General features: G+C 70.9%; 19 protein-coding genes and 4 pseudogenes. 14 read left to right on the forward strand and 9 right to left on the reverse strand.

Annotation, left to right across the window (positions count from 1 at the left end):
• Positions 1-105: 105 nt before the first annotated feature.
• The 7 genes from ACFWUY_RS25780 to ACFWUY_RS25810 all read left to right on the forward strand — a co-directional run bounded on the left by ACFWUY_RS25780 (position 106) and on the right by ACFWUY_RS25810 (position 8,569).
• Entirely contained in the window at positions 106-1,290 is a 1,185-nt protein-coding gene (locus tag ACFWUY_RS25780; RefSeq protein WP_384113713.1) for a glutamate--cysteine ligase, read from the forward strand.
• 271 nt (positions 1,291-1,561) lie between these two features.
• Entirely contained in the window at positions 1,562-3,346 is a 1,785-nt protein-coding gene (locus ACFWUY_RS25785) for an N-acetylglutaminylglutamine amidotransferase (protein WP_384113716.1), read from the forward strand.
• Entirely contained in the window at positions 3,319-5,358 is a 2,040-nt protein-coding gene (locus ACFWUY_RS25790; protein ID WP_384113718.1) for a S9 family peptidase, read from the forward strand. The genes ACFWUY_RS25785 and ACFWUY_RS25790 overlap by 28 nt, the downstream gene beginning before the upstream one ends.
• A 144-nt stretch (positions 5,359-5,502) precedes the next feature.
• Positions 5,503-5,742, forward strand: coding sequence for a hypothetical protein (locus ACFWUY_RS25795; RefSeq protein ID WP_384113721.1), 240 nt, complete (start codon positions 5,503-5,505; stop codon positions 5,740-5,742).
• A 111-nt stretch (positions 5,743-5,853) separates the two neighbouring features.
• A complete protein-coding gene (locus ACFWUY_RS25800) occupies positions 5,854-7,059 on the forward strand; it encodes an amidohydrolase (protein ID WP_384113724.1) in 1,206 nt (401 codons plus the stop codon).
• 456 nt (positions 7,060-7,515) lie between these two features.
• The gene (locus ACFWUY_RS25805) at positions 7,516-7,938 is read left to right on the forward strand and encodes a YjbQ family protein (RefSeq protein WP_384113727.1); all 423 of its coding nucleotides are present in this window, start codon (positions 7,516-7,518) and stop codon (positions 7,936-7,938) included.
• A gap of 322 nt (positions 7,939-8,260) precedes the next feature.
• Positions 8,261-8,569, forward strand: a complete 309-nt coding sequence (locus ACFWUY_RS25810) for a hypothetical protein (RefSeq protein WP_384113730.1) — start codon at positions 8,261-8,263, stop codon at positions 8,567-8,569.
• 533 nt (positions 8,570-9,102) lie between these two features.
• Here ACFWUY_RS25810 and ACFWUY_RS25815 read toward each other — a convergent pair.
• Together ACFWUY_RS25815 and ACFWUY_RS25820 are read right to left on the reverse strand one after the other, a co-directional pair.
• On the reverse strand, positions 9,103-9,555 hold the full coding sequence (locus ACFWUY_RS25815; protein WP_384113733.1) for a phospholipase: 453 nt from the start codon (positions 9,553-9,555) through the stop codon (positions 9,103-9,105).
• Between the two features lie 359 nt (positions 9,556-9,914).
• Complete coding sequence (locus tag ACFWUY_RS25820) at positions 9,915-11,165, reverse strand: phosphatidylserine/phosphatidylglycerophosphate/cardiolipin synthase family protein (RefSeq protein WP_384113736.1); 1,251 nt, start codon at positions 11,163-11,165, stop codon at positions 9,915-9,917.
• A 178-nt stretch (positions 11,166-11,343) separates the two neighbouring features.
• Between ACFWUY_RS25820 and ACFWUY_RS25825 the strand changes: the two genes are divergently transcribed.
• Positions 11,344-11,679, forward strand: a complete 336-nt coding sequence (locus ACFWUY_RS25825) for a hypothetical protein (RefSeq protein ID WP_384113743.1) — start codon at positions 11,344-11,346, stop codon at positions 11,677-11,679.
• A 19-nt stretch (positions 11,680-11,698) separates the two neighbouring features.
• Here ACFWUY_RS25825 and ACFWUY_RS25830 read toward each other — a convergent pair.
• Positions 11,699-12,201: pseudogene (locus tag ACFWUY_RS25830) on the reverse strand (IS630 family transposase); the annotation flags it as partial.
• Between the two features lie 412 nt (positions 12,202-12,613).
• Between ACFWUY_RS25830 and ACFWUY_RS25835 the strand changes: the two are divergent.
• Both ACFWUY_RS25835 and ACFWUY_RS25840 read left to right on the forward strand, forming a co-directional pair.
• A pseudogene (locus ACFWUY_RS25835) lies at positions 12,614-12,835 on the forward strand (transposase); the annotation flags it as partial.
• A gap of 287 nt (positions 12,836-13,122) precedes the next feature.
• Positions 13,123-14,331, forward strand: a complete 1,209-nt coding sequence (locus ACFWUY_RS25840; protein WP_384113749.1) for a phosphatidylserine/phosphatidylglycerophosphate/cardiolipin synthase family protein — start codon at positions 13,123-13,125, stop codon at positions 14,329-14,331.
• A 507-nt stretch (positions 14,332-14,838) separates the two neighbouring features.
• Here the strand turns inward: ACFWUY_RS25840 and ACFWUY_RS25845 are convergent.
• From ACFWUY_RS25845 to ACFWUY_RS25860, 4 genes are all read right to left on the reverse strand, one after another.
• Positions 14,839-15,309 (reverse strand): hypothetical protein, encoded by a 471-nt coding sequence (locus ACFWUY_RS25845; protein ID WP_384113754.1) that lies wholly within the window; start codon positions 15,307-15,309, stop codon positions 14,839-14,841.
• A 147-nt stretch (positions 15,310-15,456) separates the two neighbouring features.
• Complete coding sequence (locus ACFWUY_RS25850) at positions 15,457-15,933, reverse strand: hypothetical protein (RefSeq protein ID WP_384113757.1); 477 nt, start codon at positions 15,931-15,933, stop codon at positions 15,457-15,459.
• A complete protein-coding gene (locus tag ACFWUY_RS25855; RefSeq protein WP_384113760.1) occupies positions 15,930-16,586 on the reverse strand; it encodes an RNA polymerase sigma factor in 657 nt (218 codons plus the stop codon). Before ACFWUY_RS25855 ends, ACFWUY_RS25850 begins: the two co-directional genes overlap by 4 nt.
• A 92-nt stretch (positions 16,587-16,678) precedes the next feature.
• A complete protein-coding gene (locus ACFWUY_RS25860; protein ID WP_384113763.1) occupies positions 16,679-17,122 on the reverse strand; it encodes a hypothetical protein in 444 nt (147 codons plus the stop codon).
• Between the two features lie 1,165 nt (positions 17,123-18,287).
• On the opposite strand from ACFWUY_RS25860, the gene ACFWUY_RS25865 reads away from it, so the two are divergent.
• The 3 genes from ACFWUY_RS25865 to ACFWUY_RS25875 all read left to right on the forward strand — a co-directional run bounded on the left by ACFWUY_RS25865 (position 18,288) and on the right by ACFWUY_RS25875 (position 23,395).
• Positions 18,288-19,985, forward strand: a complete 1,698-nt coding sequence (locus ACFWUY_RS25865; protein WP_384113766.1) for a hypothetical protein — start codon at positions 18,288-18,290, stop codon at positions 19,983-19,985.
• Between the two features lie 358 nt (positions 19,986-20,343).
• Positions 20,344-22,257: an NAD-binding lipoprotein gene (locus ACFWUY_RS25870; RefSeq protein ID WP_384113769.1), complete on the forward strand. Its 1,914-nt coding sequence runs from the start codon at positions 20,344-20,346 to the stop codon at positions 22,255-22,257.
• Positions 22,258-22,879: 622 nt separating this feature from the next.
• Positions 22,880-23,395 (forward strand): cupin domain-containing protein, encoded by a 516-nt coding sequence (locus tag ACFWUY_RS25875; protein WP_384113772.1) that lies wholly within the window; start codon positions 22,880-22,882, stop codon positions 23,393-23,395.
• A gap of 58 nt (positions 23,396-23,453) precedes the next feature.
• Here the strand turns inward: ACFWUY_RS25875 and ACFWUY_RS25880 are convergent.
• Positions 23,454-24,166: pseudogene (locus ACFWUY_RS25880) on the reverse strand (transposase family protein); the annotation flags it as partial.
• 126 nt (positions 24,167-24,292) lie between these two features.
• Positions 24,293-24,514, reverse strand: a pseudogene (locus ACFWUY_RS25885) (hypothetical protein); the annotation flags it as partial.
• A 532-nt stretch (positions 24,515-25,046) separates the two neighbouring features.
• Between ACFWUY_RS25885 and ACFWUY_RS25890 the strand changes: the two are divergent.
• Positions 25,047-26,114: a PQQ-binding-like beta-propeller repeat protein gene (locus ACFWUY_RS25890; protein ID WP_384113775.1), complete on the forward strand. Its 1,068-nt coding sequence runs from the start codon at positions 25,047-25,049 to the stop codon at positions 26,112-26,114.
• Position 26,115 lies beyond the last annotated feature (1 nt).

Below are 26,115 nucleotides of genomic sequence, written 5' to 3' on the forward strand. Positions count from 1 at the left end.
GGCGAATACGCTCGGCGAAGGCGGGCACCCGTACGGGCACAACGACGGCGTCGATCGCGGGCGGGGCCGATCGGAGACCATGTCCAGTCGTCGAGGGGAATCGCCGTGACCATTCGGATCGGGGTCGAGGAAGAGTTCCACGTGATCGACGTCGAGAGCGGGGAACTCGTCCCACGAGCCGACGCGGTACTCAGCAGACTCCCTGGGCGAGCGGACGGATACGCACGGGAGCTGCCGCGGTCGGTCGTCGAGTCCAACAGCGGGGTACACGGGTCCCTGGAGGACCTCGCCGCGGACCTGTCCGCCTCACGTGCACGGCTCGACAGGGCCGCCTCCTCCCAGGGCCTCGCGATCGCGGCCGCGGGCACCGCTCCGCTGACCCGGCTCGGCACCGTACCGCCGACCGACGACGACCGGTACCTGCGTATGACGGACGAGTACCGTCGGCTCGCGGACGAGCAGCTGATATGCGGCGCGCAGGTGCACGTGGACGTGCCGGACCGGGACACGGCGGTCCGGGCGATGTGCGCCGTCGGCCCGTGGCTGCCGCCGCTCCTGGCGCTGTCGGCGAGCTCTCCTTTCTGGCTCGGCGAAGACACCGGCTACGCGAGCTGGCGCACGATGGTCTGGCAGCGCTGGCCCACCTCCGGTCCGCCGGCGTGCTTCGCCGACGCGGAGGAGTACGACCGGACGCTGGACGAACTGGTCCGCTCGGGTGTCATCAGCGACACCGGGATGATCTACTACGACGTCCGTCCCTCGGCACATCTGCAGACCCTCGAGCTGCGCATCAGTGACGCCTGCCCCCGCGTCGAGACGGTGGTGCTCATCGCCGCGCTCTTCCGCGCGCTCGTGACCGATGCCTGCGACATGGTCCTGGCCGACGGGAGAACCGGGTGCGACGGCCGTCACGAGTGGCTGCGCGCGGCCACCTGGCGCGCCGCCCGGTCAGGCCTCGAAGGCGACCTCGTCGACCCCGTCACCCGGCTCGCGGCCCCCGCTCCCGCGGTCGTACGCGACATGCTGCGACGGCTCCGCCCCACCCTTGAGTCGTATGGGGACTGGGAGACCGTGCACTCCTCGGCGGAGGCGGCCGTGGCCCGCGGCAGCGCCGCCCACAGACTGCGCCGGAAGGCGGCGCGGAAGGACCTCCTCGCGGGCCTGGACGACATCCTGACCGAGACCCGGGGAGGAGAGCCTCGGCTCGGCCGAGGCAGTCCGTTCCGCGGACGACGCATCCAGCACCTCCGTGCCCGACGTGCCGCCCGGGCGGCGGCGAGCACCCCATGAGAGGCGAACACCCCATGAGAGGCGAACACCCCATGAGACATGGAGGACGCGATACGAGACGGGAGAACGCGATGGCGGAGCGATCCGGGATCCGTTCACCGCTCAGGGCGACCCGGGACCTCCCGGGCCCACGACGGGCACGGCGCACACCTCACACACCACGACCTGACAAGGATATGCGGATCATGCGAAAACCCACCGAACCATCCCTTGCCTCTGTCTCTGTGACCACGCCATCCGTCCGTCTCGCGAACCTTCCGGGAGGTCCGGCGTGTGCGGCGTGAGCGGAGAGATCCGCTTCGACGGCGGACGGCCCGACCTGGCCGCCGTGGAGCGGATGAGGGACCGGCTCGCGGCCCGGGGACCCGACGGCCGCGGTCTCTGGTCCCGGGGCGCCGTCGCCCTCGGTCATCAGCGGCTGAAGATCATCGACCTGTCGGAGCGTGCGGCCCAGCCGATGACCGACGACGAGGCGGGTCTGACCTGCGTCTTCAACGGCTGCGTCTACAACCACGAGCAGCTGCGTGAGGAGTTGCGGGGGCTGGGCCACCGCTTCGCCACCACCTCGGACACCGAGGTGGTCCTGAAGGCGTACCGGCAGTGGGGCACCGACTTCGTCCGGCACTTCGCCGGCATGTTCGCCGTGGCGGTGGCCGAACACGCCACCGGCAGGCTGGTCCTCGCCCGTGACCGGCTGGGCGTCAAGCCCCTCTACCTGGCCGCGGGGCCGGGGCGGCTGCGGTTCGCCTCGACCCTCCCGGCCCTCCTCGCGGGCGGCGGGGTGGACACCACGCTCGACCCGGTAGCGGTGCACCACTACATGAGCTGGCAGTCGACGGTGCCGGCCCCCCGCACCGTGCTCGCCGGGGTGCGCAAACTCCCGCCCGCGACCGTCCGGGTCGTGGAACCGGACGGCACGCACCACGACCACCGCTACTGGCAGCCCTCCTACACGCGCCGGAGCGAATACGCCGGGATGGGCCCCGAGGAGTGGCGGGACGCCGTGCTCACGGCGCTGCGCACCGCCGTACGCCGCCGGATGGTGGCCGACGTACAGGTCGGCGTCCTGCTCTCCGGCGGTCTGGACTCCAGCCTGATCGTCGCCCTGCTCGCCGAGGAGGGGCAGAAGGACCTCGCCACCTTCAGCGTGGGGTTCGAGTCGGAAGCCGACGAGGAGGGCGACGAGTTCGCCTACTCCGATCTGGTCGCACGGCACTTCGCGACCGACCACCACCAGCTGATGGTGCCCTCGGACCGGGTGTCCACCGCCCTGGACGGCGCGGTCGCCGCCATGAGCGAACCGATGACGAGCCACGACGTCGTCGCCTTCCACCTCCTGTCGGAACTGGTCTCCAAGGAGGTCAGCGTCGTGCAGAGCGGCCAGGGCGCCGACGAGGTGTTCGCCGGCTACCACTGGCACCCGGCGCTGGCCGAGGTCACGCGTGAGGAGGAGCCCGAGCGGTACGCCGAGGTCTACTTCGACCGACCGCACTCCGAGCTGGCGAGAATCCTCCAGCCGCACATGCTGCCCGGCGGCGATCCGTCCCGGGAGTACATCCGTACGCACATGGCGGCGCCCGGCGCCGAGACGGCACTGGACGCCGCGCTTCGCACCGAGACCCACGTCATGATGATCGACGACCCCGTCAAGCGGGTCGACAACATGACCATGGACTGGGGCCTGGAGGCCCGGGTGCCGTTCCTCGACCACGAACTGGTCGAGCTGGCCGCTGCCTGTCCTCCCGGACTGAAGCTCGCCCACGGCGGCAAGGGCGTACTGAAGGACGCCGGACGGACGGTGCTGCCCAGAGGCGTCGTCGACCGGCCGAAGGGCTACTTCCCGGTGCCCGCCATCCGGTCCATGGCGGCGCCGGTCCTGAACCGCGTACGGGACGCGATGACCGCGCCCGCCGCACGCGGACGAGGACTCTTCCGGGACGAGTACGTCGACGCGCTCCTGAAGGCACCGGAGAGCCACCGTACGAAACGAGGGGCCAACGCCCTGTGGCAGGTAGCGTTGCTGGAGATATGGCTGCAGACGCACGGCATCGACTGACCGCGGAAAGCGCGTCCGGGGTTCTCTCCGGGCCCTCGGCGCAGGCGCTGGTCGCCGCCGCGGGCCCCCAGGACGCCACCGGAGGACTGGTCGCGCACGCCTGCTGGTACCCGACGGCGGATCCGGGCGGCGAGCGCGTGGCCTTCATCTGCGACCGGGGAGGGGTGCCCCAGCTCTGGACGGGACCGGTGGGCGGCGAGGAGGTCCGCCTGCTCGACGCCGGGCCGGATCACGTCACCGAGGTGTCCTGGTCCCCGGACGGCCGATGGATCGCCTACACCGTCGCTCCGGGCGGCAGCGGGCACACCCGGGTGCTCTGCGTCCGCCCCGACGGCTCCGACCGCAGGATCCTGGCCGGCGCGGAACCGGGCACCTCGGCGTACCTCGGCTGCTGGGCCCCGGACGGCTCCGCCCTGGCGGTCACGACAGCCGAACCCGTGACCGACCGGCCCGACCTCGGCGTCCTGGGCGAGCTCCCCGCGGGCTGGACGGAACGCGACGGTCACGCCACGCTCCTCGGCCCCGGCGCGCACGGCGCCGAGGACGGCGGCCCCCCGTTGCGCGACCGGCTCACGGCCTACCTCCTCGATCCGGCGGGGACCACCGCCCCCGTCCTGCTCGCCGACGAGAGCGAGGCCGCGACGCTCCGGGTGTGCGACGTCAGCCAGGACGGCAGCCTGGCCCTGCTGCGCCGCGGGCCCCGCGGGCGCCGTGAGGCGGTGGTGGTCCGCGTCTCCGACCGGACGCCCGTCTGCACGCTGCCCGTCGCCGACGGCGACCCGTGGATCGGCCGTTTCTCGGCGGACGCCCGTACGGTATGGCTGCGCAGCGATCACGACAGGGAGTTCGCCGCGCTGCTCGCCCTGCGCCTGGACGAGACGGGAGAAGCGATGGACCTCCGCGTGCACGCCCGGCGCCCCTCCTGTGACCTGGAGCTGCTCGCCGTCGTGGAGAACGGCGGACGAGCCGTGCTCTCGTGGAACGTCGGGGGGACGAGCGCGCTGGAGACGCTGTCGCTCGGCGCGACCGGGGTGGCGCCGCCCGTGCCCCGGGCCGTCGACCTGGAGCACGAGGTGGTCACCCGCGTCACGCCGGCCGGACCACGGGGGATGCTGGTCGCGCTGTCGGGCTCGCAGCGGAGGCCCGGGGTGTGGCACCTGCCGGGCACGGCGCCGCCGAGGCGTACACCGTGGTCGGCCCGGGACACCGAGACCGTCCCACCGGGACGGCCCCCGGTGAAGCCGGTGCCCATGCGTCCGACGGCCCCTGACGGGCTGCTCCTGGGAGGCTGGTACCACCGGGCCCCCGGCCGTGCGGCCGGCGAGCCCGCGCCCTGCGTGCTGCACCTCCACGGCGGCCCGGAGGAACAGGAACGTCCCGTCTTCGACCCGCTGTACCACGAGCTGCTCGGCCGGGGCCTCGACGTCTTCGCCCCGGACGTCCGCGGGTCGTCCGGCTGGGGCCGCTCGTTCCGGGACGCCGACCTCCAGGAAGGGCGCTTCGCCGCGATCGAGGACGTCGCCGCCTGCGTGGCGCACGTGGTCGAGGCCGGACTCGCCGACCCCCGCCGCCTGGCCGTCATGGGGCACTCGTACGGCGGTTACCTGACCCTCGCCTCCCTGGTGTGGCACCCCGAGCTGTTCCGCACGGGCGTCACCGTCTGCGGCATGTCGGACTTCGCCACCTTCTTCGCCGGCACCGAACCGTGGCTGGCGGAATCGGCCGCCCACAAGTACGGCCACCCCGACCGGGACCGGGCGCTGCTGCACGCGCTGTCCCCCATGAGCCGCGTCGACGCCCTGCGCGTACCGCTGCTCGCGGTCCACGGCGAACACGACACCAACGTCCCGCCGCGTGAATCCGAGCAGATCGTCCACGCGGCCCGGGAACGCGGTCTGGAAGCCGAACTGCTCCTGCTCCACGGGGAGGGTCATGACTTCCGGCGCGCCGAGAGCCGACGGCTGTTCCGGCGAACCGCCGCGGACTGGCTCCAGCGGTTGCTCACCGTATGACGCGCACGGTCCGGCGCCGGTCCGGTTGCCCGCCGGGCCGGTGGGCAGACGCGCAGCGCGGACATGGGCGCGGCGACCGCGGCGACCACGAACCGGACGCAGGCGGCCGCCCGAGGCGCGGGCAGCGGCCGGAGAGGTGACGGGATGAGCCGGCAGGAGAAGTCCGGGGGCCGGGCGGGGTACGGGCGGGCGCGTGACCAGGGAGAGCCCGGATCCCACTCGGGGACCGAGAGCCGGGCACGCGAGCGCGTCGTTCCCGGTGTGGCAGCCGCGCGCGAGGGCTGCCACCGGCGAGACACCCGAAGCGGTGAACCGCTGAAGGGGGTCGAGGCGAACACCGAGGACGAGGAACGCGGGGACGCCCGGGGCGAGGCCGGAGGCTGAGCCTCGGCGCCGGGCCCGCGCCGAGGACGGTGCGGGAGGACGGACGGCCCCGGTGGGGCCGTCGACGAGATGGGGAGGCGCAGCGATCCCCGGATTCGAGAAAGGCCCTCCATGTCACAGCTCCCGGAGACCTTGTACGCCCGTGTCCGGCAGGAGGTGGCCGCCCGCGCGGACCGGCTCTGGGAAGTGAGCCTCGCCCTGCACCGCGAGCCGGAGACGGCCTACGAGGAGCACCGAGCGGCTCGCCTGCTGGCGGGCGAACTCGAACGGGAGGGTTTCGAGGTGGAACGCGGGGTGGCCGGTCTGCCGACCGCCTTCCTGGGCCGTACGGGATCGCCGGCGGAAACGCGAGAAGGGCCTGTCGTGGCTCTCCTGATGGAGTACGACGCGCTGCCGCTGCTCGGGCACGCCTGCGGTCACAACCTGATCGCGGCGGCGGGTCTGGGCGCCGCCCTGGCGGTACGGGCCGCACTCGGCGAGATCGGGGGAACGCTGCTGGCCGTCGGAACGCCTGCGGAGGAGCGGGGCGGCGGCAAGGTCGTGGAGGTGGCCGCGGGGTTGTTCGAGGGGGTGGACGCGGCTCTCATGTTCCATCCGGGCGTCTACGACTGGGCGTGGGCACCGCTGACGGCCAGTGCGCAGGTGAGGGTGGGGTTCCACGGGCGAGCCGCACACCCGACGGGCAGCCCCACGGAGGGGATCGACGCGCTGGGCGCGCTGATCCAGCTCTTCAACACCCTCGGCGTGCTGCACAAGCGGCTTCCCCTGGGCTCCCACGTCCAAGGCATCGTGACGGACGGTGGCCGGGCCACGAACATCGTCCCCGAATACGCGGAGGGCCTGTTCGGGCTGCGCGGCGGGACCACGTCCGCCCTGGAGGCGCTGGTGGAGGAGCTCCGCTCGTGCGCCCAGGGCGTGGCGCTGGCCACCCGTACCCGGGTGGAGGTGACCGACGTAGGAGGGCGGTACGAGCACTTCCGTGACAACGAGGTGCTGTCTGACCGGTTCGCCGCTCATCTCGACCGGGCGGGCATCCGGCTGACGCAGCCCACGGCGGGCGTGTACCTGGGCTCGTCCGACATCGGAAACGTGAGTACGCGGGTGCCCGCGATCCATCCCTTCGTCGCCGTCATGGGGTCGGACGGATCCGACCACACGCCCGAGTTCGCGGAGGCCGCGGCCGGACCGGAGGCGCGGCGGGTGATGACGGCCGCCGCGGAGGCACTGGCGTGCACGGCGGCCGACGTGCTCCTGCTCCCGGACGTGTCGGAGCGGGCTTGGGCGCGCCTGCGGGCGAAGGCGGCCGCGGGACAGTGACGGCGCCGGCGCGTGCGAAGCCGCCGGGCCGCAAGGTACGCGGACGTGCCTCCCGGCGGCAGTTCGCGCTCCACGTACCCGGCCGACGGCGTAGGCCCCGACCCGCCGGAGAAGCCGGCCACGTCCGCCGCCTTCGCCCGGCCCGGTCCGTCTCACCCGCCACCCAACGGGTGACCCCGCTCTGAGGTCGCCGCGGCGGGGAAAGGCCTGCCCGGCCGGTCCAGGGCCAGGGACCCTCTGCTCCGGGTCCTGCGACATTCCGGGTTCCCGGCGGATCGAAGGACATGAACGCCCACGCCGCTGCTTCGCGCACTCCGTCGGAGACGGTTCGTGCCCCACCCTCCCGGTGAAGGGAGCGGTGTGTCCTCCCCTGTCCCCAGCCGGAAGGGGTGCCGCGCGCAACCACCGGCTCGACATGATGTGGAAGGGTGCGCCGGCGTCGGGCACCATGAAGACATGAGCCACGGATTCACCACCCGCACCCTGGACATCACCACCGGAACCTCGGAGAAGGTCTACGACCTGACCCGGGAGTGTGCGTCCTTCCTGGCGGACGTGGCGGAGGGCCGTGACGGACTCCTGAACGTCTTCGCGCCACACGCGACCATGGGTGTCGCGCTGATCGAAACAGGAGCGGGGAGTGACGGCGACCTGCTGACGGCCCTTCACCACCTGCTCCCCGCCGACGAACGCTGGCAGCACCGCCACGGAAGCCGAGGCCACGGCCGCGACCACGTGCTGCCGGCCATCGTTCCACCCCACGCGACCCTCCCCGTGATCAACGGCGAACTGGCCCTCGGCACCTGGCAGTCGGTCTGTCTGGTAGACACGAACAAGGACAATGCCAACCGTCAGGTGCGGTTGAGTTTCCTGGGGTAGGGGTCATGCCGGGCATGTCTCATGACCATGCCGTCCCCGTGAAGGCAGCAGAGGACCGGCAGCCGTCCCACGGCTGCCGGTGGGCCGGCACAGCGGCAGCGGCGCATCGGTGGTGCCGCTGCCGGTCGGACGAGCGAGGTGCTCCTCGAGGGTGGGGGCGCCGCCGCGGCGCGGCTCGTCCGGGGCCGGCGTGACGCGGCCGCGGCTCGGACTTACGACACGACTGCTTTCCTGTGGCGGCCGGTGTGTCGGGCAGCGTTCACGCACATCGGACCGCGGCTTGATGACACGGCGCGCGCGTCTCGCCGCGAGGGGCGCGCGAGTGGTGGAAGGGGAGGTGTCGTACCTGGACGTCGGGGAGGGCCGGTTGCGGGATGTGGTGCCGGCCGACGGGCGTCGGTCGGACATCGGCAACGTGGTGGTCGCGCCCCGCTTCACCGCCCGGCTCGACGGGTTCGGCGGGCTGGGAGTGGAGACCGCGGAGCTCCAGCTCTTCGGACAGGTCGCGGGCAGCCACGTCGTGACGGGCCCCCAGGGGGCGGCGAGCGTGGCCGGCGTGTACGCGGCCGGCAGCATCACCAGCCTCACGGAGACCGCTCGCTCTCTCCGGCCGCTGGGTGGTCTGGAGTAGTTCAGGGGCCGATCCCGTGTGTTCGTGCTCGACGTCGCCCACGACGAGCACGGCGGCGGGCATGAACACCAGCCCCGTGAACACTCCGCTGACGAGCAGTGGGCCGGGTACGGAGATGGGGTGTGATCCGGGACATCACGAAGATGCCGAGGGTCATGGGCGCGAAGGCGGGTCCGGCCCGAGGCGGGCTGAAGTCCAGTACCCGCTGGAGGTGGTGCACCGCGAGGAGAAGACCGGCGTCTGCGAACCGGAGCCCAGGGCGGTGACGGCGAGCCCGCGGAGCCGCCGCCGGATGCGGGGCGCAACGTGTTGCCGCATCGGGAGGCGATCGTGGGTCGGCGGGCCGACCGGCCGCGTTGCGGACCGCCGACCGTGTCACCGAGATGACCTCCGGCTACGAAGATCTTGCCGGAGCCACTTTCATGTGTATGCCGAGACGCAGACCCGCCCCCGCCGGGAGTCGCCCCCGTGCGGCTGACAGGTAGGTATGGGTGAGGGAGGAAGGCGGGGTGCAACGGCGCGGCACGGGTCGATCAGCCGAAGGCCTTGACCGCCTGGTAATAGGTCCATGCCGTGCTGTTGCACGTGGTCTTCGTCGCGCCGCTGTAGTTGAGGCACACGCGCTTGAGGTCCTCGTACAGGGCGCTGTCCAGACGGGACTTGTTGGCGCTGAAGGTGCCGGCGGCCTTGTAGTTGCGGTAGCCGAAGTCGTGTCGGGCGCACGACATCGAGAAGGGGAAGCCGAGCGGGTTGTCCGGCGAGGTGGAGCAGTAGTCGGTCGACCAGTCGAAGGCGTAGGCGGACCAGGCGCCCTGGTTGGCTCGGGCGGCGGCCCAGAGGTTGTAACTCGACGCGCTGGTCTGCGTCCAACTGGAGAGCACCTGGGGCTTGTCGGCAGGGGCGGCCGTGGCGGCAGGGGCGGTGGCGACGGTGGCGAACAGGGCGAGGGCCGAGGCGGACAGGCCGATGGAAAGTCTCTGGTGCATCCCACACCTCCATGAGACCGCGGCCCGCCTTTCGGGCCGCAGGTACATGACAAGATGATTGACGGGGTGACAGCGTTTGTACAGACCTCGGCGTGCCGGCCTTCGCGTGGAGTCGTCGGCGGGACCAGCCCGCAGGGCGGACGGACCGGGCGGAGCGGACAGGCCCGGGGGCCCAGGGGCGCACCGGAGCCATCTGGTTCCGAGCCTCCCCGGCCGGAGAGGCACGTCCATGGCACCACCGCTGGTGAAGCGGTGCCTGCCGGCTGCGCCGACCACGGCATCGGGGGTGTGGCGGAGGGCCCGCCCCGGTGGCCTGTGCGGGGCAGGGGCAGCCGGCGGGCGGGACGCCGTGGCGGGGGTCAGCGGCAGGCGCCGGTGTCGTCCGCCGTGCCCGGGAAGGCCGCGGCCTTCGTCTGGGCGAAGTTGGCCACGAACGCGTCGTACACCGCGGGCGTGGTGATCCGCAGCATCGTCTCGTCGTTGTCGCGCAGGGCCGGGCCGCTCCAGTTGTGGCTGCCGGTGAAGACCAGCTTCTCCCGCGCCCCCGCGTACATGCCGTCGATCATGAGGTTCTTGGAGTGCACGATGCGGTTCGGGGTGCCGGAGACGGAGTCGTGGTCGTGCTGGTAGCAACGGGGGGTGAGACGGGACTGGCCGTGGAGGGCGTTCCAGGTGCCGGTGTCGGTCTCGCTGTAGACGATGTCGACCGTGCAGCCGGCCGCCGCGAGGGAGCGCAGTTTGTCGGCGACCGCCTGGCGGGTGATCTTCAGCATCGCCACGCGGATCGCGGTGCGATGGGCCCCGGCCGAGTCGCTCCAGGTGCAGCCGACGTTGTCGAGGGTGTTGACGACGGTGTCGGTCTCGTCGGTGGTTCCGGCGCGCGGGAAGAAGTACGCCTTGTAGTCGCCCGCGCCGGCGTACGTGTAGTCCCAGGCGGCCCGGTTCTGCTGCGTCAGTTTGGCGAAGTACGAGGTGTACGCCGCGTAGAGGGTGGGGTTGCCGGCGAAGCCGACGGCGCTGTTCCAGTAACGGGAGTAGTTCGAGGGGGTCAGGTTCGAGGTCGTCTGCAGGACGACCTGTGTCGCCGCGCCGCCGCCGACGCTGCTGAACAGCAGGAACTTGTTGTGGTTGATCCCGCTCGTGGTCGAGCCCAGGCACGACCGGTCCTTGGCGCACAGGGTGACGTACGAGCTCTTGGCGATGTCGGTGCCGAGCGCCGCCTTGAGCGTGTCGTACGACGAGGGGTCGCCCTCCGGGGCGCTGACCGTCGTCTCGTCGAGGACCACCTGGACGGCGATCCCGCGGGTGCTGTGGGCACTCGCGAGGTCCTGGGTGATGGTGGTGTCCCACAGGTGGTACATCGCCATGCGGATCGTCGAGCCGTCGTCGGCGGCCGCGATGAGTTCGCGGACGCGGTTCTTGATGGCGTTCTGCGCGGCCGGGTCGGCGGACGTCGGGGTGTTGAACAGCGGCCCGAGCGCCGGTACGGCGGCCGTCTCGGCCGGCGCCGTCTCCTCGGCGGTGGCGCTCTGCGCGGAACCGATGGCGCCTGCGGTCAGCACCAGGGCGATGACGGCCGCTGACAGGCGTCTGCGGAGGCTGGTCCTCATGAACTCTCCTCGTAGGAAATCCACTTGTAGTGATCATGACTCTAGTGCCGCTTCAGGCAACGTTCGCCTCGTCCTGCCGGGCGGGGCGGCGGCAGGCAGATGTCGGATGTGGTCCGCGTAGTCTCGTGGGACGCATTCTCATCTGAGCTTCGAGAACCCTCCGGTTCTGCCTCACGAGGTGGTGATCGAGACGGTGGAGCGGGCTCTGCGTGACCGCTCGGTGAAGGGCGAGGCGGCGGGCGTCCTGGTCGGGGCTGCGTTGAACGACGACGACGTGGAGTTCGTCGAGCACTGGTACGTGCGGGTCGGGACGCGGGCAGTGCCGGGAAGCCCACTGCTCGGGCCGGCCGGCCTGTGCCTGGGGCACACCGCTCGACGCTTCGGGCGTCTCAGCGATGAGGCCCTCGCGCCGGCGAAGTCGCCGGCGGCGCGGGTCGAGGCCGACCCGGCGGACGCGGACGGGCGGGCCCTCGACGGTTATGGCGATGCCCGGAGCTTCCTGCACCTGTGGTGACGCCGCCTGCCGCACCGGGTCAGGCGGCGTCGGCCCTGCTCACAAGAGCTTTGAGGCGCTTGTCGGTGGCGTTCTCGTTCCGCCGGATGACGTAGCGGCGGATCATGCTGCCCTGGGCCCGGTGGCTGGGGTGGTCGGTGCCGTCGAGCGTGAAGTGGCGCAGGGAGCGCGGGTAGCGGCAGAACTCCAGGAACCTCGACCTGTTCTTCGTCTTCTCGACGTGGCCGTAGAGCTGGTCCTTGCCCAGGTCGTAGGCGGCGAACAGGTGCCGGACCCCGTGTGGGCGGGTGGAGGTCGCGCGGCGGCGCGGCCGTGGTTCGCGCTCGGGGTCCTTGTGCTTGCCGCCGCGTTCTGCCCACTGACGACCAGGACGGGGCTGGAGGTTGAGCGGCCCAAGCTCGTCCAGGCAGAATGCGACCTCGGCTCGCCCGGCTCGGGAAGGACCTCGCCGTCGGCGATGGCGTAGAGGTACTCGACGCGGGCCTTCTTGGCCTCGTAGCCGGGATCCTTCGAGGTCTTCCAGGGCAAAGGAGACGCCCTCTGGCGTCACGCCCCGCGTGGTCGGCGTGGATGCGTTCGCACAGCGCAAGGGCCGGGTCTACGGATCGGTGTTCGTCGGCGTCGAGACACGGTCGAGACACGTCGGCCGGTGGACCTCCTTCCGGACCGAGGGGCGGACGCGTTCGCGGCCTGGCTTTCCGGGCAGCCCGGCACCGCGTCTGCCTGCGACCGGCACCGGCACCGGAGGAGGCCCAAGGGCGTCACATCCGTCCATGCCGTCGCCGTGGCCGACAGGGCACCGGCCCGCCGAACGTACCCGCGCCAAGCATGCAACCGTCCACGCGCTCCTGCCCGCCGGCCACAGCAGACGGTCCATGCCCGGCAGGTCGGCATGGGCTTCAGCACGGTCCTTCGTTCTGCCCGTGCCGCTGAGCCGAAGTGGATCGAGGCCGCGACGACCGCCGGCCTGCCCAGCCTCCAGCGATTCGCCCGGCATCTGGAGCGAGACCTCGACACCGTCACTGCCGGACCCTCGCAGCCGTGGAACTCCGGAGTCGTCGAGGGCCATGCCGACCGGATCAAGATGCTGAAGCGTCAGATGTTCGGCAGCGCAGGCTTCGAGCTCCTCCGCAATCGAATCCTGCTCCACTTCTGAAGTTGCTCAGGACGCATCGTCGGTGAGCCCGAAGTCCTCTGGGAACTCCTTCAGGGACCAGAACCCATCAGGTCCGGAAGAGGGGCGTGACGTCGCAGCGGTCGAGTCCCGTGCAGTCGAGCGCGTCGGCGCACAGGAGGTCGACGCGGCCGTCCTCACTCCCTCGGGGAGAGGGGCGGTGGCCGTTCGCCGAGCTGGGCGGGCCGGTGGGCGGGCGCACTGCCGAGGGCGTGAGAATGATCTACGCCATGACATGCCACCGTAAAAGAACAGGAGATCGGAGAGCCATGCGGAGAACCGCCATGAGGCTGCTGCTGGTCGGGGCACTGATCGGGGGACTGTACGGACAGCTCCTCGCCGGGGCGCCTACCGCAGTGGCAGCCCCGCCGCTGCCCACCACCGGAGCGGTGTTCAACGACCCGACCGGTACGCCTGAGCAGCAGAACGCCGTCAAGCAGCACATCATCGACGCCATCGAAGCCACCGAAGGCGGCCGGACGCTCCGCGCCTCGATGTACGCCCTGACGGACGCCGACTATTCCGGTGCACTGCAGCGCGCACACGCCAGAGGCGTCCAGGTGCGCGTCGTCCTCGACCACTCCGAGTCGGACTCGCCCGCCGCCGTGGCACTGACCGATGCCTTGGGCACAGACATGACCCAACCCTCCTGGGTTCACATCTGTCCCACCGGCCGCGCCTGCATCGCCGACACCGACGCGGCGTGGAACGACGGCACTCCGCCCGTCAACCCCATCAACCACAACAAGTTCTTCACCTTCTCCCGTGTCGGCGCCGCCGGTCTCGCCGAGGACGTGGTCATACAGACCTCGGCCAACCAGACTCCCGGCAACACCACCAGGTTCTGGAACAACGCCTACACCTCGGTCGGCAACACCGAGCTGTACACGGCATATGTGAACTACTTCAACGACCTGGCCGCCGAACGCAGGGACACGAACTACTTCCGGCAGGCCAGCACCGCAGGCGCGGAGAAGTACTACTTCTTCCCCCAGTCCTCCGGCGACATCGTCGTCGACATCCTCGACAACGTCACTTGCACGGGTAACACAACGGTGGGCTCCGACTCCCACAAAACGGTCGTGCGCATCGCCGCCTGGGCGCTCCACCGCTCTGCCGTCGCCCAGAAGCTCCGCACTCTTGCCGACCAGGGCTGTTGGATCGAGATCGTCTACCGCGAGAGCAACCAGCTCACCACCCTCGCCCACCCCCGCATCCGTCCGTACAAGCTGCTCCTCGACAAAGGCACCACGACCACCGGCGACGACATGTTCGTCCATTCCAAGTACCTGCTCGTAGAAGGCAACTACGCGGGCCGCCCGGACACCAAGTGGACCTTCACCGGCTCCCACAATCTCGACGTGTCCTCGCTGCGGGAGAACGACGAGGCGCTGCTGCGTATAGCCGGTGACGCCGTCCACGACGCGTATCGCGCCAACTACTACGCCATGCGGAGTCACGCCACCCTGACCGACTGAACCACGGTCGGCCCTCGCCGCGGCCGACCGGGAGGACACCGCGGCAGGACCGGTCGGCCGCGGCGACCCCGGCAATGAGGCCGGCACCGCCGCGAGCACGCGGGGTGCCGGCCTTCGTCGTGACGATGCGGTCAGCGGGCCCGGCTCCGAGGACCGCATCCTCACCGGTGGCTTCGGCGGCGACTCGATCCTGAAGAGCACCGAGTGCGGCACCGCCGCCTTCGTCTCCTGCGACTGGCCGAGTCGAACGTGTTCCGCGAGGTCCGCGCTCGCGTACCCGGCCACGTCGCCGCCCGGTGGTGTCCCGCCTGGCGAAGACCGGCCAGACGTGGTCGAAACGGCGTGGTCGAGCGGCTACCGCCGCTTGCGCGACTGCAGGTACCACGCCGCGACCAGACCGACAACCACCAGAACTACCAGTATCTTCATGGCGTCATCCTGCCCCGGCCGGGTCGCCCCATGCTCGCACCGACCCACGTGGCGCACGTCCGCACCGGCGCTCGCCGCTCAGCCCTCCGCCAGGCGCCACAGGGGCCACACGGCACTCCGGGGTCCCCTCCCACAGCGTGTCCGGTAGAGGACGAGGGCCTCCGGGGTCGTGAGGTCGAGCTCCTCGGTGATCCTGCGGGCGGTGACGTAGCCAAGGCCCTCGGCAAGCCGTGACCGCTCCCACGCGGTGAACCGAACGAGGACGGTCTCCGGGTCCGCCGGCGGGCGCGGCTGCGGCACGGTCGGTGCGTGGGCGGCCCGGTGCCGTTCGCGTGCGATCTCGGAGAAACCGCACACCGCCTGCGAGGTCTTCTCGGCGTTCTCCGGACTGGGGCAGAGGATGAGCGCTCCTGCCGGCGGGCTGAGTCGGAGCGCCTCCTCGCAGCCGAGAGCGCCAGGAGCCGCGCGGCTGACCCCTTCCTCCTTGAACGTGCGGATCGCCGCGTCGACCGACCGGCCGTCCCACACCCGCCCCAGGGAGAGGCCCATGTTCGACTCCACTCAGCAGCCCGCCCCGGAACCTGCCGTGACCTTCCTGCGCCGCCACGGAGCGATGGCCGTGACCCTGGTCCGCCGCCGGTAACCGGCTCCGCGCCCGCGACCCCTGGCACGCACCGCGCGTACCCGGCTCGCCGGCTACGGCCTGCCGGCGGGCTCCGGATTCGCTCCGGGCCGCGGAGGAACCGCCCCCGCCGCCGGCTCCGCCCCGGGTCTCGGTACGGCCTCCGGCTCCGGACCGCCACCGGGCGGCCGTATCGTCCCCGGCTCGTGTGCCGCTTCCGGTCCTGTGACCGACGGGGAGGCTGGGGAGGGGGTGGGCGTGACCGGGGATTCGCTGACGTCCGGGGGCCGGGCGGGCGGCGACGGAGCGGGGGAGACCGTGCCGGCGGGCACCAGGAAGAACAGGTACGCGGCCGCCACGGCCGCCGCGGCGGCGACGGCCCCCAACGACGCGAAGGCGACTGTGCGTACCCGCCGCAGCCCCCGGCTCCGCCCCTCCGGGGGCTCGTCACGGCGCAGGTCCCGGTACGTGACGAGGGCCGCGCGCGCGGTGAACGCGGCGCGCAGCCGCTCCTCGGTGACGGTGAGGGGGTCCTCGGCATGCGGTCTCATCCGCCCGCCTCCAGCTTCTTCTCCAAGGCGTCGAGCGCGCGGCTCGCGGTCGACTTCACCGTGCCGCGCGAGAGCCCGAGCGTCTGGGCGATCTGTGCCTCGGTCAGCTCCGACCAGTAGCGCAGGACGAGGACCTCGCGCTGGCGCCCGGTCAGCTGCGCGAGCGCGTCGAGCACGCGCCGGTGCTCCTCGGCGAGAAGCAGTCCCTCGTCGACGGGCGGTGCGGAGAGCGGGTGGGGCGGGGTGTACGCGCGCGCGGTGCGGCGCCTGCGCAGGACGGAACGGGCGGCGTTGACCACGGCGGTGTGCAGATACGCGCCCGGGTCCTGGAGCCCGTGCAGGGAGGTGCCGTACGTCCGGCACACGGCGGCGAACGCGTCCTGGACCACGTCCTCGGCGGTGTGCAGGTCGTCGACGAGGAACAGGGCGAGCCGCACCATGTCGAGCCGCCGGGCCCGGTACAGCTCGGTGAGGGTGGGCGGTGGCCCCTGGCGCTCCGGGGCATCCACCGCATGCGGGTGCCGTCCCCGTACGGTCCCTGGGGCGTCGTCGACCCGGGTCCGGAGCCGGGGCGTGCGGGCGAGCAACCGGCCCCACCAGGGCGATGATCGGTCCGGTCGTCCGGGTACGGGTATGGCGTAAGACAACTGCACGGTCCTCGATCCGTTGCGGGACGGAGGGGCGACCCGGCCGGACCTGCGTAAGCCCGGCCGGGCCACCCGCTCCTCGGTGCTACCGCGTACTGCTACTTCTGGACGCGGGGCGCGACACCGGCCGGGGCCGGGGCGGGCGCGGGGGCGACCGTCGGCTCGAGCGCCGATGCCGGTGCGGGGGCAGGGCGAACCTTCGGGGCGGCGGCAGGCGCGGGTGCGGGTGCCGGGCCGGGCTTGCCGGGCGCGACGACCTTCGGAGCGGCGTCCGGAGCCGGAGCGGCGACAGGCTTGGCCACCGGGGCGGGAGTGCCGGGCGCGTTGGTCTTCGGGGCGACGGCCGGAGCGGGGGCGGCAGCCGGCGCCGCCGGGGTCGCGTCCGGGACTGAGACCTTCAGCGCGGCCGGCGCGGGCTGCGGACCGGAGTCGGCGATGACCTGCGCGGCGAAGCCGCCGCCGCCGAGGAGGAGCGCGGCACCGCTGACGACGCCCAGGATGCGGGGACGGGGGCGGAAGTTCCATTTGGCGTGGCTGGACATGGGGTTCTCCCGAGGAAAGGACGGACACGGGCGGGTGGATCACTGTGAAGGGCGCCTTCACACCACCAGACGTGCGTCACCCCTCGAGGTTGCGACCGGACCCGGGAAAGTTTCCGTCGGGCCCGGTGACGGCCGCCCGCCCCGCGCGGTGGGTACGGGCTCAGGCCCCGACTTCGTACGTCGACCCGGGCCCGCACCACCGGCTCCGTGCGCAGACCCGGGCCCGGGCCCCGTGGCCCTGGACCCGGCCCGGCCCCGTGTACGCCGATCCGGATTGCGGTCCCGGCCCTGTAACCCGTCCGCCGGCTCGGGTCCCCGGCTCTGTACGCAGCCCCGGTCTCGGTCCGCGGTCCCGTGCGGCCGGCTCAGGTCCTGGGTCCCGCACACCGATCCGGGCCCGCCCGCCGGCTACCAGCAGCGGAGATCCGCCTCGACACCGCAAGGTACAACCGGACCGGCGGACGCGACGCACGACGCTTTCGCGGACTGCCCGCGCCGCCTCGGCCGCTTGACCCACTCCTATGCCCCATCGGGCCCTCGGTCCGCACTGACCACCCGTCCCGCCACAGGGCCCTCGTGCTCCCCGCGTCCGTGACGCCCGGATGCGTCCCGAAGAGGCGCAGCCGGACGCGCGGACCGTCGACACGACCGTGGTCAGCCGCCCGATCACCGTCGAGGCCCGGGACTGGACGCTGGACGGTCGAGAGCTACTGGAGCCTGGGCGCCTTGGGCTCGAAGTGGGAGTGCTTCAGTCGCTGGGGCGACCGTCCGCTCACCCACCGCGAGGCCGGATTCTCCCCGCTGTTCGTCATGAACCAGTTCAGGGACGTCCCCACCGTCATCACGGCCGCCATCGACAACGGCGACGAACTCGTCGACCGGGCGCTGAACCACTGTGGGCCTGCCGCCCGCAAGAAGCCCAACTACGTGGCCGTCGACTTCTACGAGCTGCCCCTCGGCGGCGCCACCCACCGGGCGATCGAGACCATCAACCGGCACCGCTACCAGGCGAAGCCCTCCTCCCGCGACCTCGCCACGCGGAACCGCCGAAGCCCCCCTGCCCGGCCTGCCGAACTGGACCGGGGCAGGCTACCGCAGCGGTGCAGCCCTCCCCGACAGCGAGAAGTCCAACCGGAACGAATCCTGCCGGATCACTCCGCAGCGCATGGACACCGTCTACGGGGTCAGGCCCGACGACGGAGTGGACGACTCCACCGGACTCCAGCAGGCCATCGACCACGTCCGCACCCAGTGCAGCGGCGCGGCCACCTTCGACCGGCTCTCCCTGATCGAACTGCCCGTCGGACGGATCGACGTCACCCGGCAGATCGCCGTGGACGCCGACTACCTCGTCCTCCGTGGCCAGAGCGGCGGCGCGGGCGGCACCAGGATCGTCTTCGCGCCGGACGAGAACACCCGCTACGACACCTTGACCAAGGACGGCAGTCGCTGGGACCAGGACGCCATGACCTACGAGGCGGGGGTCGACACCGCCAAGGGCGGCTGGATCTGGCCGGGCCGAGGGCTCTTCCGCGTACAGACCCGTGATGTCGCCCCGCGCTACGCCGACGAGTGGGCCGCCGCCCCCGCCGACCGCAAGGACCTCTACGGGGGCTCGGTCAACCAGCACTGGGCCTCCGGTGTGAAGCTGCGCGGTGCGACCGGCGACTCCGCCTACTCCGCCCGGGAGGGCGGCCAGGTCGTCCACCTGGCCTCGAACGCCGACACCACCCGGTTCCGCATCGGCGGACACCTGTGGGTGGGCGCCGCGAACAGCCGCACGTTCTACGAGCAGCAGGGCGCCACGGACACGAGCCAGTACGAGGATCTGCACATGCGCCAGCAGGTCTTTCGCATCAGCGCCGTGAACGCGGCCGACCGCACCGTCACCCTCGACAAGCCGCTGGAGTTCGACCTCCCCCTCGACTCCACCTCCGACGGTTCCGCGCCGATCGGAGGCACCGCGTACGTCAGCAAGGTGACCCCGCTGAAGATGGTGGTCGGCGTCGGCTTCGAGAACTTCTCCTTCACCCAGGAGGTACCGGGCCTGACCCCGGAGCAGGCGAAGAACAACTACGGCAACCTCGCGCCCGACGCGGCCCTGCACGGCCTCGTCTACAAATGGGCCGCCGACTCGTGGGCCCGGGGCGTCGGCTCCGAGATGACCGGGTCCCACCCGGTCGTCACCGAGGTCGCCAAGAACCTCCAGTTCGAGAAGAACCGCCTCGACGGTGCCTGGAACACGGGCAAGGGCGGCAACGGCTACTTCCGCGGCAGCCGCGTCTGGGACTCCCTGTACGCGAACAGCACCACCCTTAACCTGCGCCACTTCACCCTCCAGTGGTCCTCCTCCGGCAACGTCGTTCACGGCAACGACTTCGACTCGGACCTGAACCTCCACGGCGGCTGGGAGCGCCGCAACCTCTTCGAGAAGAACACCGTCCGCGTGCCCTACGAACACGCTCCGGGCAACTGCACCGCCAACTGCGGCGGTGAGGGAGGCGGCGTCGAGACCGGCACCTGGTACCCGATCTGGTGGGCCGCCGGCGCGAAGGCGGCGAAGTGGGCCGGATCCTCCGGGCCGCAGAACGTCTTCCACGACAACGTCCTGAGCAAGCAGCTCACCCCGGGCGGGCCGTACGTGGAGTACGCGCCGTATACCCGCAGCGGCACCGGCGCCCAGCCGGTCTTCCAGTTCGGCTCCGCTCCCGACGCCCCGGGCCGCTTCCTGCACCTTGCGCGCGGCGGTTCCCCGATCTCCGACTGGAACGGCAACGAGACGGCGGACTTCACCGGCGGCGGAGGCGTCAACGTCTCCCACACCGCACCGGTCACCTCCGTGTTCCTGGCCACCGACGGCTGATCCCCGGCCGGCGGCTGCGGCGCCCCGCCCGGCCGGTGTCGAGGGTGACGCGATTCGTGCCGGAGCCCCCTCCGGCCGGGGCGCCGGACCCGAGGAGACCGCCTCGGCCCTCGTCCGGCTCGCCTCACCCGCCGAACGGGCCCCGGCACCGTCCCCGTCCCCGTCCCCGTCCCCGACGGAGCCTCGTACCTCCGCACCTGAGGAACCACGACCCGGCCCGGCGCAGGGCGCGCGGGGGAGCGCGGAGGAGCGCGGCGGCGTCCGCGGGTCGAACGCCTGACTCCCGGCCGCCTGCCCGAAAGGATGAAAGGCGCCCGTCGACGGCGTTTCGCCCCGGTGCCGCCGTCACCCTGCTGACGTGCGCAAGGAGCTCGAGTACACGGTCCCGCCCCAACGGCCGTCCCGCCCCGCGGCCGTCCCGCCCCTGCCTGCCTCCGGCCCGCCCCGGCACCGGCCCGCGCCGTCGTTGCGGGACCGGACGCGGTACTGGGTCGACCGGACCGTGGTGAAGGGCATGACCACGGTCGCGGGCTGGCTCGCGCTGGTCTGCCTGGCCGTGGTGGCACCGACGAGCGCCCTTCTCGTCTGGACCGACAACCGCTCGCCCGACACCGTCCAGGGCAAGGTGGCGACCGTCTGGCGGACCGTCGGCCAGACCCTCCGGCTCGGCGGCGAGGTCGGCCCGCCGCTGCGGATCGTCCTCTCCGTCCTGCTGGCCCTTGTCTCCCTGCTCTACGTCTCCACCCTCATCGGCCTCGTCACCACCGCGATCACCGACCGGCTGACCGAGCTCCAGCGCGGCCAGTCGACGGTCGTGGAGCGCGGCCACTCGCTGGTCCTCGGCTGGTCCGAGCAGACTCCGACGCTCGTCGCCGAGCTGCTCGCCGCTCATGCCCAGCGGCGGAGCAGTGCGATCGTCGTCCTGGCCGACCGCGACAAGCTCGACATGGAGCGGGAGTTACGGGCGGTGCTCACCGCCGTCGGCGGCCGACGCGTCCGGTTGCTCTGCCGCCGGGGCCGCCCCGCCGACCCGACGGCTCTCGCCCGCGTCAGCCCGGCCGCCGCCGGGGCGGTCGTGGTGCTGCCGCCCGACACCCCCGAGGCCGACACCCAGGTCGTCAAGACGCTGCTCGCGCTGCGGGCCGTGGTCGGCGACGCGCGCCCGGTACGGGTCGTGGCGGCGGTCCGGCAGACCCGGCACGTCGCCACCGCCCGGCTCGCCGCCGGGCCCGGCGCGGTCGTCCTCGACGTCGACGGCATCGCAGCCCGGATCCTCATCCAGTGCGTACTCGAACCCGGGCTGTCACACGTCCTGGAGGACCTGCTCGACTTCGCCGGTGCCGAGCTGCACGTCCACCGAGTCCCCGGGCTCCGCGGCCGGACCTTCGCCGAACTGCGGGCGGCCTGCGCGGACGCGTGCCTGGTGGGCTTCGTACGCCCGGACGGCTCGCCACTCCTCAACCCGCCGCCGCGAACGGTCCTCGGCCCCGGTGACGCCGTCGTCGTCCTGGCCGAGGACGAGACCCCACCGACCTGGACCACGACCCCGGCACCGCCACTCCCGCCACCCCCTTCCGCGGAGGCCGCGACCGTCGCGGACACCCGCGCCGCCCCCCGCCGCGTCCACGTCCTCGGCTGGAACCGGCGCGGCCCGGAGATCGTCGACGGCCTCGCCCGCAACGGCTGGGAGGCCGTCCGCGAGAGGACCTTCCCCGCCCCTGACCTCACCCACCACGTCCTCGTCCTCGGCGGTCCCGACGGCCACCCCGACCCCGACGAACACACCCTCGTCACCCTTCTCCGGCTCCGCGCCGCCGAGCGCGAGTCGGGCCGCTGGACCCCCGTCGTCGCAGAATTGACGGACGCCCACCACCGCCCCCTCGCCCCCATCGGCCCGCACACGGACCTCGTGGTCGGCGGACGGCTTGTCGGCCTGCTCATGGCCCAGGTCTCGCAGACCACCGAACTAGCGGCAGCCTTTGACGAGCTCTTCTCCCCGGCGGGCAACGCGGTCCGCCTCCGCCTCGCCACCGACTACGTCCCCGCCGGGACCGAAGCGCCCTTCGCCGTGCTCGTCGAGGCCGCCGGACGGCAGGGCGCCACCGTCCTCGGCTACCGACCCGGCGACTCCCGGATCCCGCTCCTCAACCCGCCGAAAACCGGAGCGCGCCGTTGGTCGCACGAGGACACCCTGATCGTCGTCACCACGGCCGGAACCCTCCAACCCCCGGAAGGCCCTGCCAGGCCGGCTGATACACCGGTCCTTCCCTGAGGTGGCGCGGAAGGACGTGAGAACGCGCGAGACGGCGCCGGTGGGGACTGTCAATCGTTCGGCTCTGTCTCATATTCGGTGGTGACGGTGGGTCATGACGGCAACGGACAGGACATCGGCCACGAAACCGCAGATCGGCGCCTCATAGCCGGTTTCCTCCAGAATCCGGCCGATCACTTGGTGTCCGGTAGTGAGAGTTCGCCGCGACAAGCCCGATGGTCCGGCACGATGCCGTCCTCCTCGAAACATCGAGGCCAGGACGCCAGTCGTACTCTCCGCGCGATGGACATGCTCAACGTGCACGATCTGTCACCACCGAATGTGAGCCAGAGCCGAACAATTTACAGTCCCATGCTTCGGAGGTCTGAGTAGAGCAGGAACTACTCAGGCCTGCCGCTAGGCCTCCAATTAGATTGGTCTATAAAGATAAGAGTCGGCAGGGTGTCACTTCACCGAGCAGTCAGGAAGTTGACCTATATAGTGAAGGTGAGAGGATGATGCGATTCCTCCTTTGGAGGCGAGTTCGGTAAAGTGACAGGCGCCCTGCACTCCTTCCGTATGTGACCGCACTAGCAGGCCGTAACATCCGTCACTGGAATAGTATTTGGACCAGGAGACTGCTATGTCACTATTTGTTCCGAACAATTCTGAAGCAGTCATCGCCCGCGGCGTGAATGCGGAAGTGGTAGGCGAGGGGCCGACTGTCGGCCGGCTGCTCTTGGAGTCCAGTTCCATCGGCGGCGCGCTGAGCAGCCTTCGAGTGATACTTGCGAAAGGCGCCGACGGGGCCACACCCCACCACCACACCTCGGCCACTGAGCTCTTCTACGTTCTGAGTGGCAGGGCACGGATTCTCGCAGGCAAGAAAATTGTGACCCTGGAGGAGGGTGACGTAGCTGCCGTTCCGCCAGGCACCCCGCATGCCTTTGCTGCCACGTCTGATTCAAGCGCCGACCTTCTGATCGTTACCTCACCAGGAATCGAGCGTTTCGGGTACTTCCGGCTGCTGGACAGGGTGCGGCAGGGGCAGGCTACCTTCGAGGAATTGTGGGAATCTCAGGAACTCTATGACAACCACTTCCAAGACAGTCCGGAGTGGCAGCGTGATCGGGCGACTTCCCGCGACGAGAGCATGTGACCGGCGACGGCGATCGTTGTGGGATGGGAGGGGGTAGCTTGGCGACAGCGAGCAGGCTGGCTTGAACGGGGGCGAAGGCTCGTCCGCCGGGGGCGTGGAGTCGGGCGTGGTTGCAGTTGAACTGCTGGTAGTGCTCGGGCTGTTCGCGGTGGTGGTATAGGGGGTGCGGACGGTGGCGCCGGCGCCCTGGTAGGCGCGGTCGGCGAGGACGAGGATCTGTCTGGTGAGGCAGGCTTGGACGGTGCCGTGGGCGCGGGCCGCGGTCAGGTCGTGGGTGCGGCCGGGTGTCGCGCGGGAGAACCACAGCGGTGTGCTGTCAGGTCGGGCGATGGCCTTGCAGGTTCATGCCGTGTTCCTTGTGCTTCTGTAAGTAGCAAGGCTGGTCGGCGTGGACACGGTCGGTGGGGATCAGGGTGTTGTCAACGATGACGTGATCGCCCTCGCCCAGTCCGATCAGAGCTTCATGCAGGCCTGGTGCCCAGGCCGCGAAGACGTCCAGGGCCTCTTCCACGTATCGCCAGGCGGTGGCCTGCGATATCGCGAAGGTGTGGCGCCGAGTCGGGCGAACGTCTCGTTCTTGCGCAAGTGGACCGGCGTGAGCAGTGCCTGGCCGAAGCAGCCGAACTTGCGCCAGCGGATGTTGCGGGTCCGGCGATGCTCGTACAGCGGCCAGGCACCATGTTCAACGAGTTCGTGCGGGACGTCGAGCGTGGCTCGCTACGGAACCAACAGGGCCCCTTCGGTTGCCGGTGTGCTGAGTGGAATCACCACCCCACCGACGAAGGATCCTGCCTCGTCACCACACCCGCTGACCAGCCCATTTCCCCCTCCAGCACAGGATGAAAGAGGTTCGCTGAGGTTTCTCATTGGAAGCCATCGCAAGGTATTGCTGAGAACGAGGGCGGCTTTGACAATGGTGCTGATTCGACTGGGACTGAGGGTGACGTGCTTGAGGGTGTGCCAGCGTTTTTTGAGTTCGGCCGCGGCCCGTTTTCCCAGTGCCCGCGTTCCCCGCAGAAGCGCGCTATAGGTGCGGGTTTTGGGGTGAAGCTGCAGGTGAGCGCCATTGCGGGGCTTTTTGACGGGTGGTGGGCGCCGCCCGGCTGACGGGAGCATCATATGTGACCGACCGTGGTTCACGACGCCGCAGCTGGGTGTCCCGGCGCTTTTCTGCGCTGTACAGCACACCTCCGCTGATGGGAAACATTCGGTGCAGAATAGCCGCCGAAAACTGGTTCACCGCCGCCGAGGGCGCAAGGGGAGTTTTATGAATATCTGGAGTCGGCCAGGCTATCTGCGGAGGGTGGCAGGAATATCGGCCGGTCTGCTGGTCGCTCTAACTGGTTGTACGCCTCAGAAATCGCCCGAGGCCGTGCTGAACTGCAGTGGCACCGCCCCGGACGGTGCCGTTCGTGCACATACCCCATTGCCTGCCGTGGCGGCCGAGGGACTGCGGGATGTGCCGCGGTCACTTATGGCGCTACCGGGCGGGCCCTCTCTGGTGCTTCCCGCTGCTGCTGAGGTCGCACCTCCTGCGGTGTACCAGGTGGACCCTGACGGGAATCTTTTGGCAGGTCGAATGGAGGATGACGGGTTCACACAGCGGTGGCGTACACCGCTCGGAGAGATGTTCCGTCCCCGATCAGCGTATGTGACCCTGGCAGCCCCGGCCGGTGTAGATGGGCCGCTGATTGCAGCCGCCCATCACCAGCAGAAGAAGCCCCGTTCCGAGTTCCGGCTGTTGTCCGGGGTGGGAGAGGTGCTCCTTCGCTGCATCTGGCATCCCTACGACCGCGCAGAGCACGTCGAGCTGTCCGTTGCCGGCAACGCGTTCGTCGCCACACGTACCAGCAAGAAGCCGCACCTGAGTGGGTTGTCGAGCATTACGGACCGCCACGTCGAGATCTACTCCACGAAGACCGGCGAGCGGGTAGCACGCGTCCGTACCACCGACTATGTCCAGGACGGCGCCCGTGTATACGGGCGGCTGGGTTCCGAGGTCTTCGCCCAGGAGCTAGACAGTGGTCGGGAGGCCTGGCGCGTGGACACCAGTGTCCGGCTCGGCGACCCGCGGAGGGCTGCGTCCGATCCAGTCTTCTTGGCCGGGAGCCGGGTACTGGTTTATGCGCCAGCGGACCGTACTGTGGTAGCGCTGGACGCCGCGACCGGCAGGAATCTCTGGCGTGCCGCGATACCCGGTCCAGTGCAGTCGGTCCATGCCCAGGGCGCGGACCGACTGCTGATCCACTATCACGGAGGACTCGCGTTCACCGGCCCCCACGGTGTCGAGCGGATCCAGCCGGTCCGGCCGGCCGTCGACGGAGCACGTCAAAAGCTCGAAGACATCGTCCGTACCGACGACGGGGTCATGGCGGCTGTCATCGATCAGAGCGACCGGTCCACTCCCGTGCTGATCGTGACCGGTGACACCCCGGAACTCGCTGGAGATCCGCTGCGGATCCCCATAGTCGCCGCGCACGCCCAGGCCATCCTGACCGACACGGTCGCCTATGTCCTGCCCTGGGTCCCAGATGGAGAGCAGGCAACGCTGTATGCATACGACCTCACTGTCCAAGGGCGCCTGCTGTGGCAGCTTCCGGTACCCGACCGTCTCACCATCAACCAGACGCCCGGACCGGACTCCAGCCTCCACCCCTTCAACGGCGGACTGTTCGGGCTCGACCACGCCACGGGATGGATACTGCACCCCACCCGCTGAC

Source organism: Streptomyces sp. NPDC058664, from assembly GCF_042716635.1.
GTDB lineage: Bacteria > Actinomycetota > Actinomycetes > Streptomycetales > Streptomycetaceae > Streptomyces.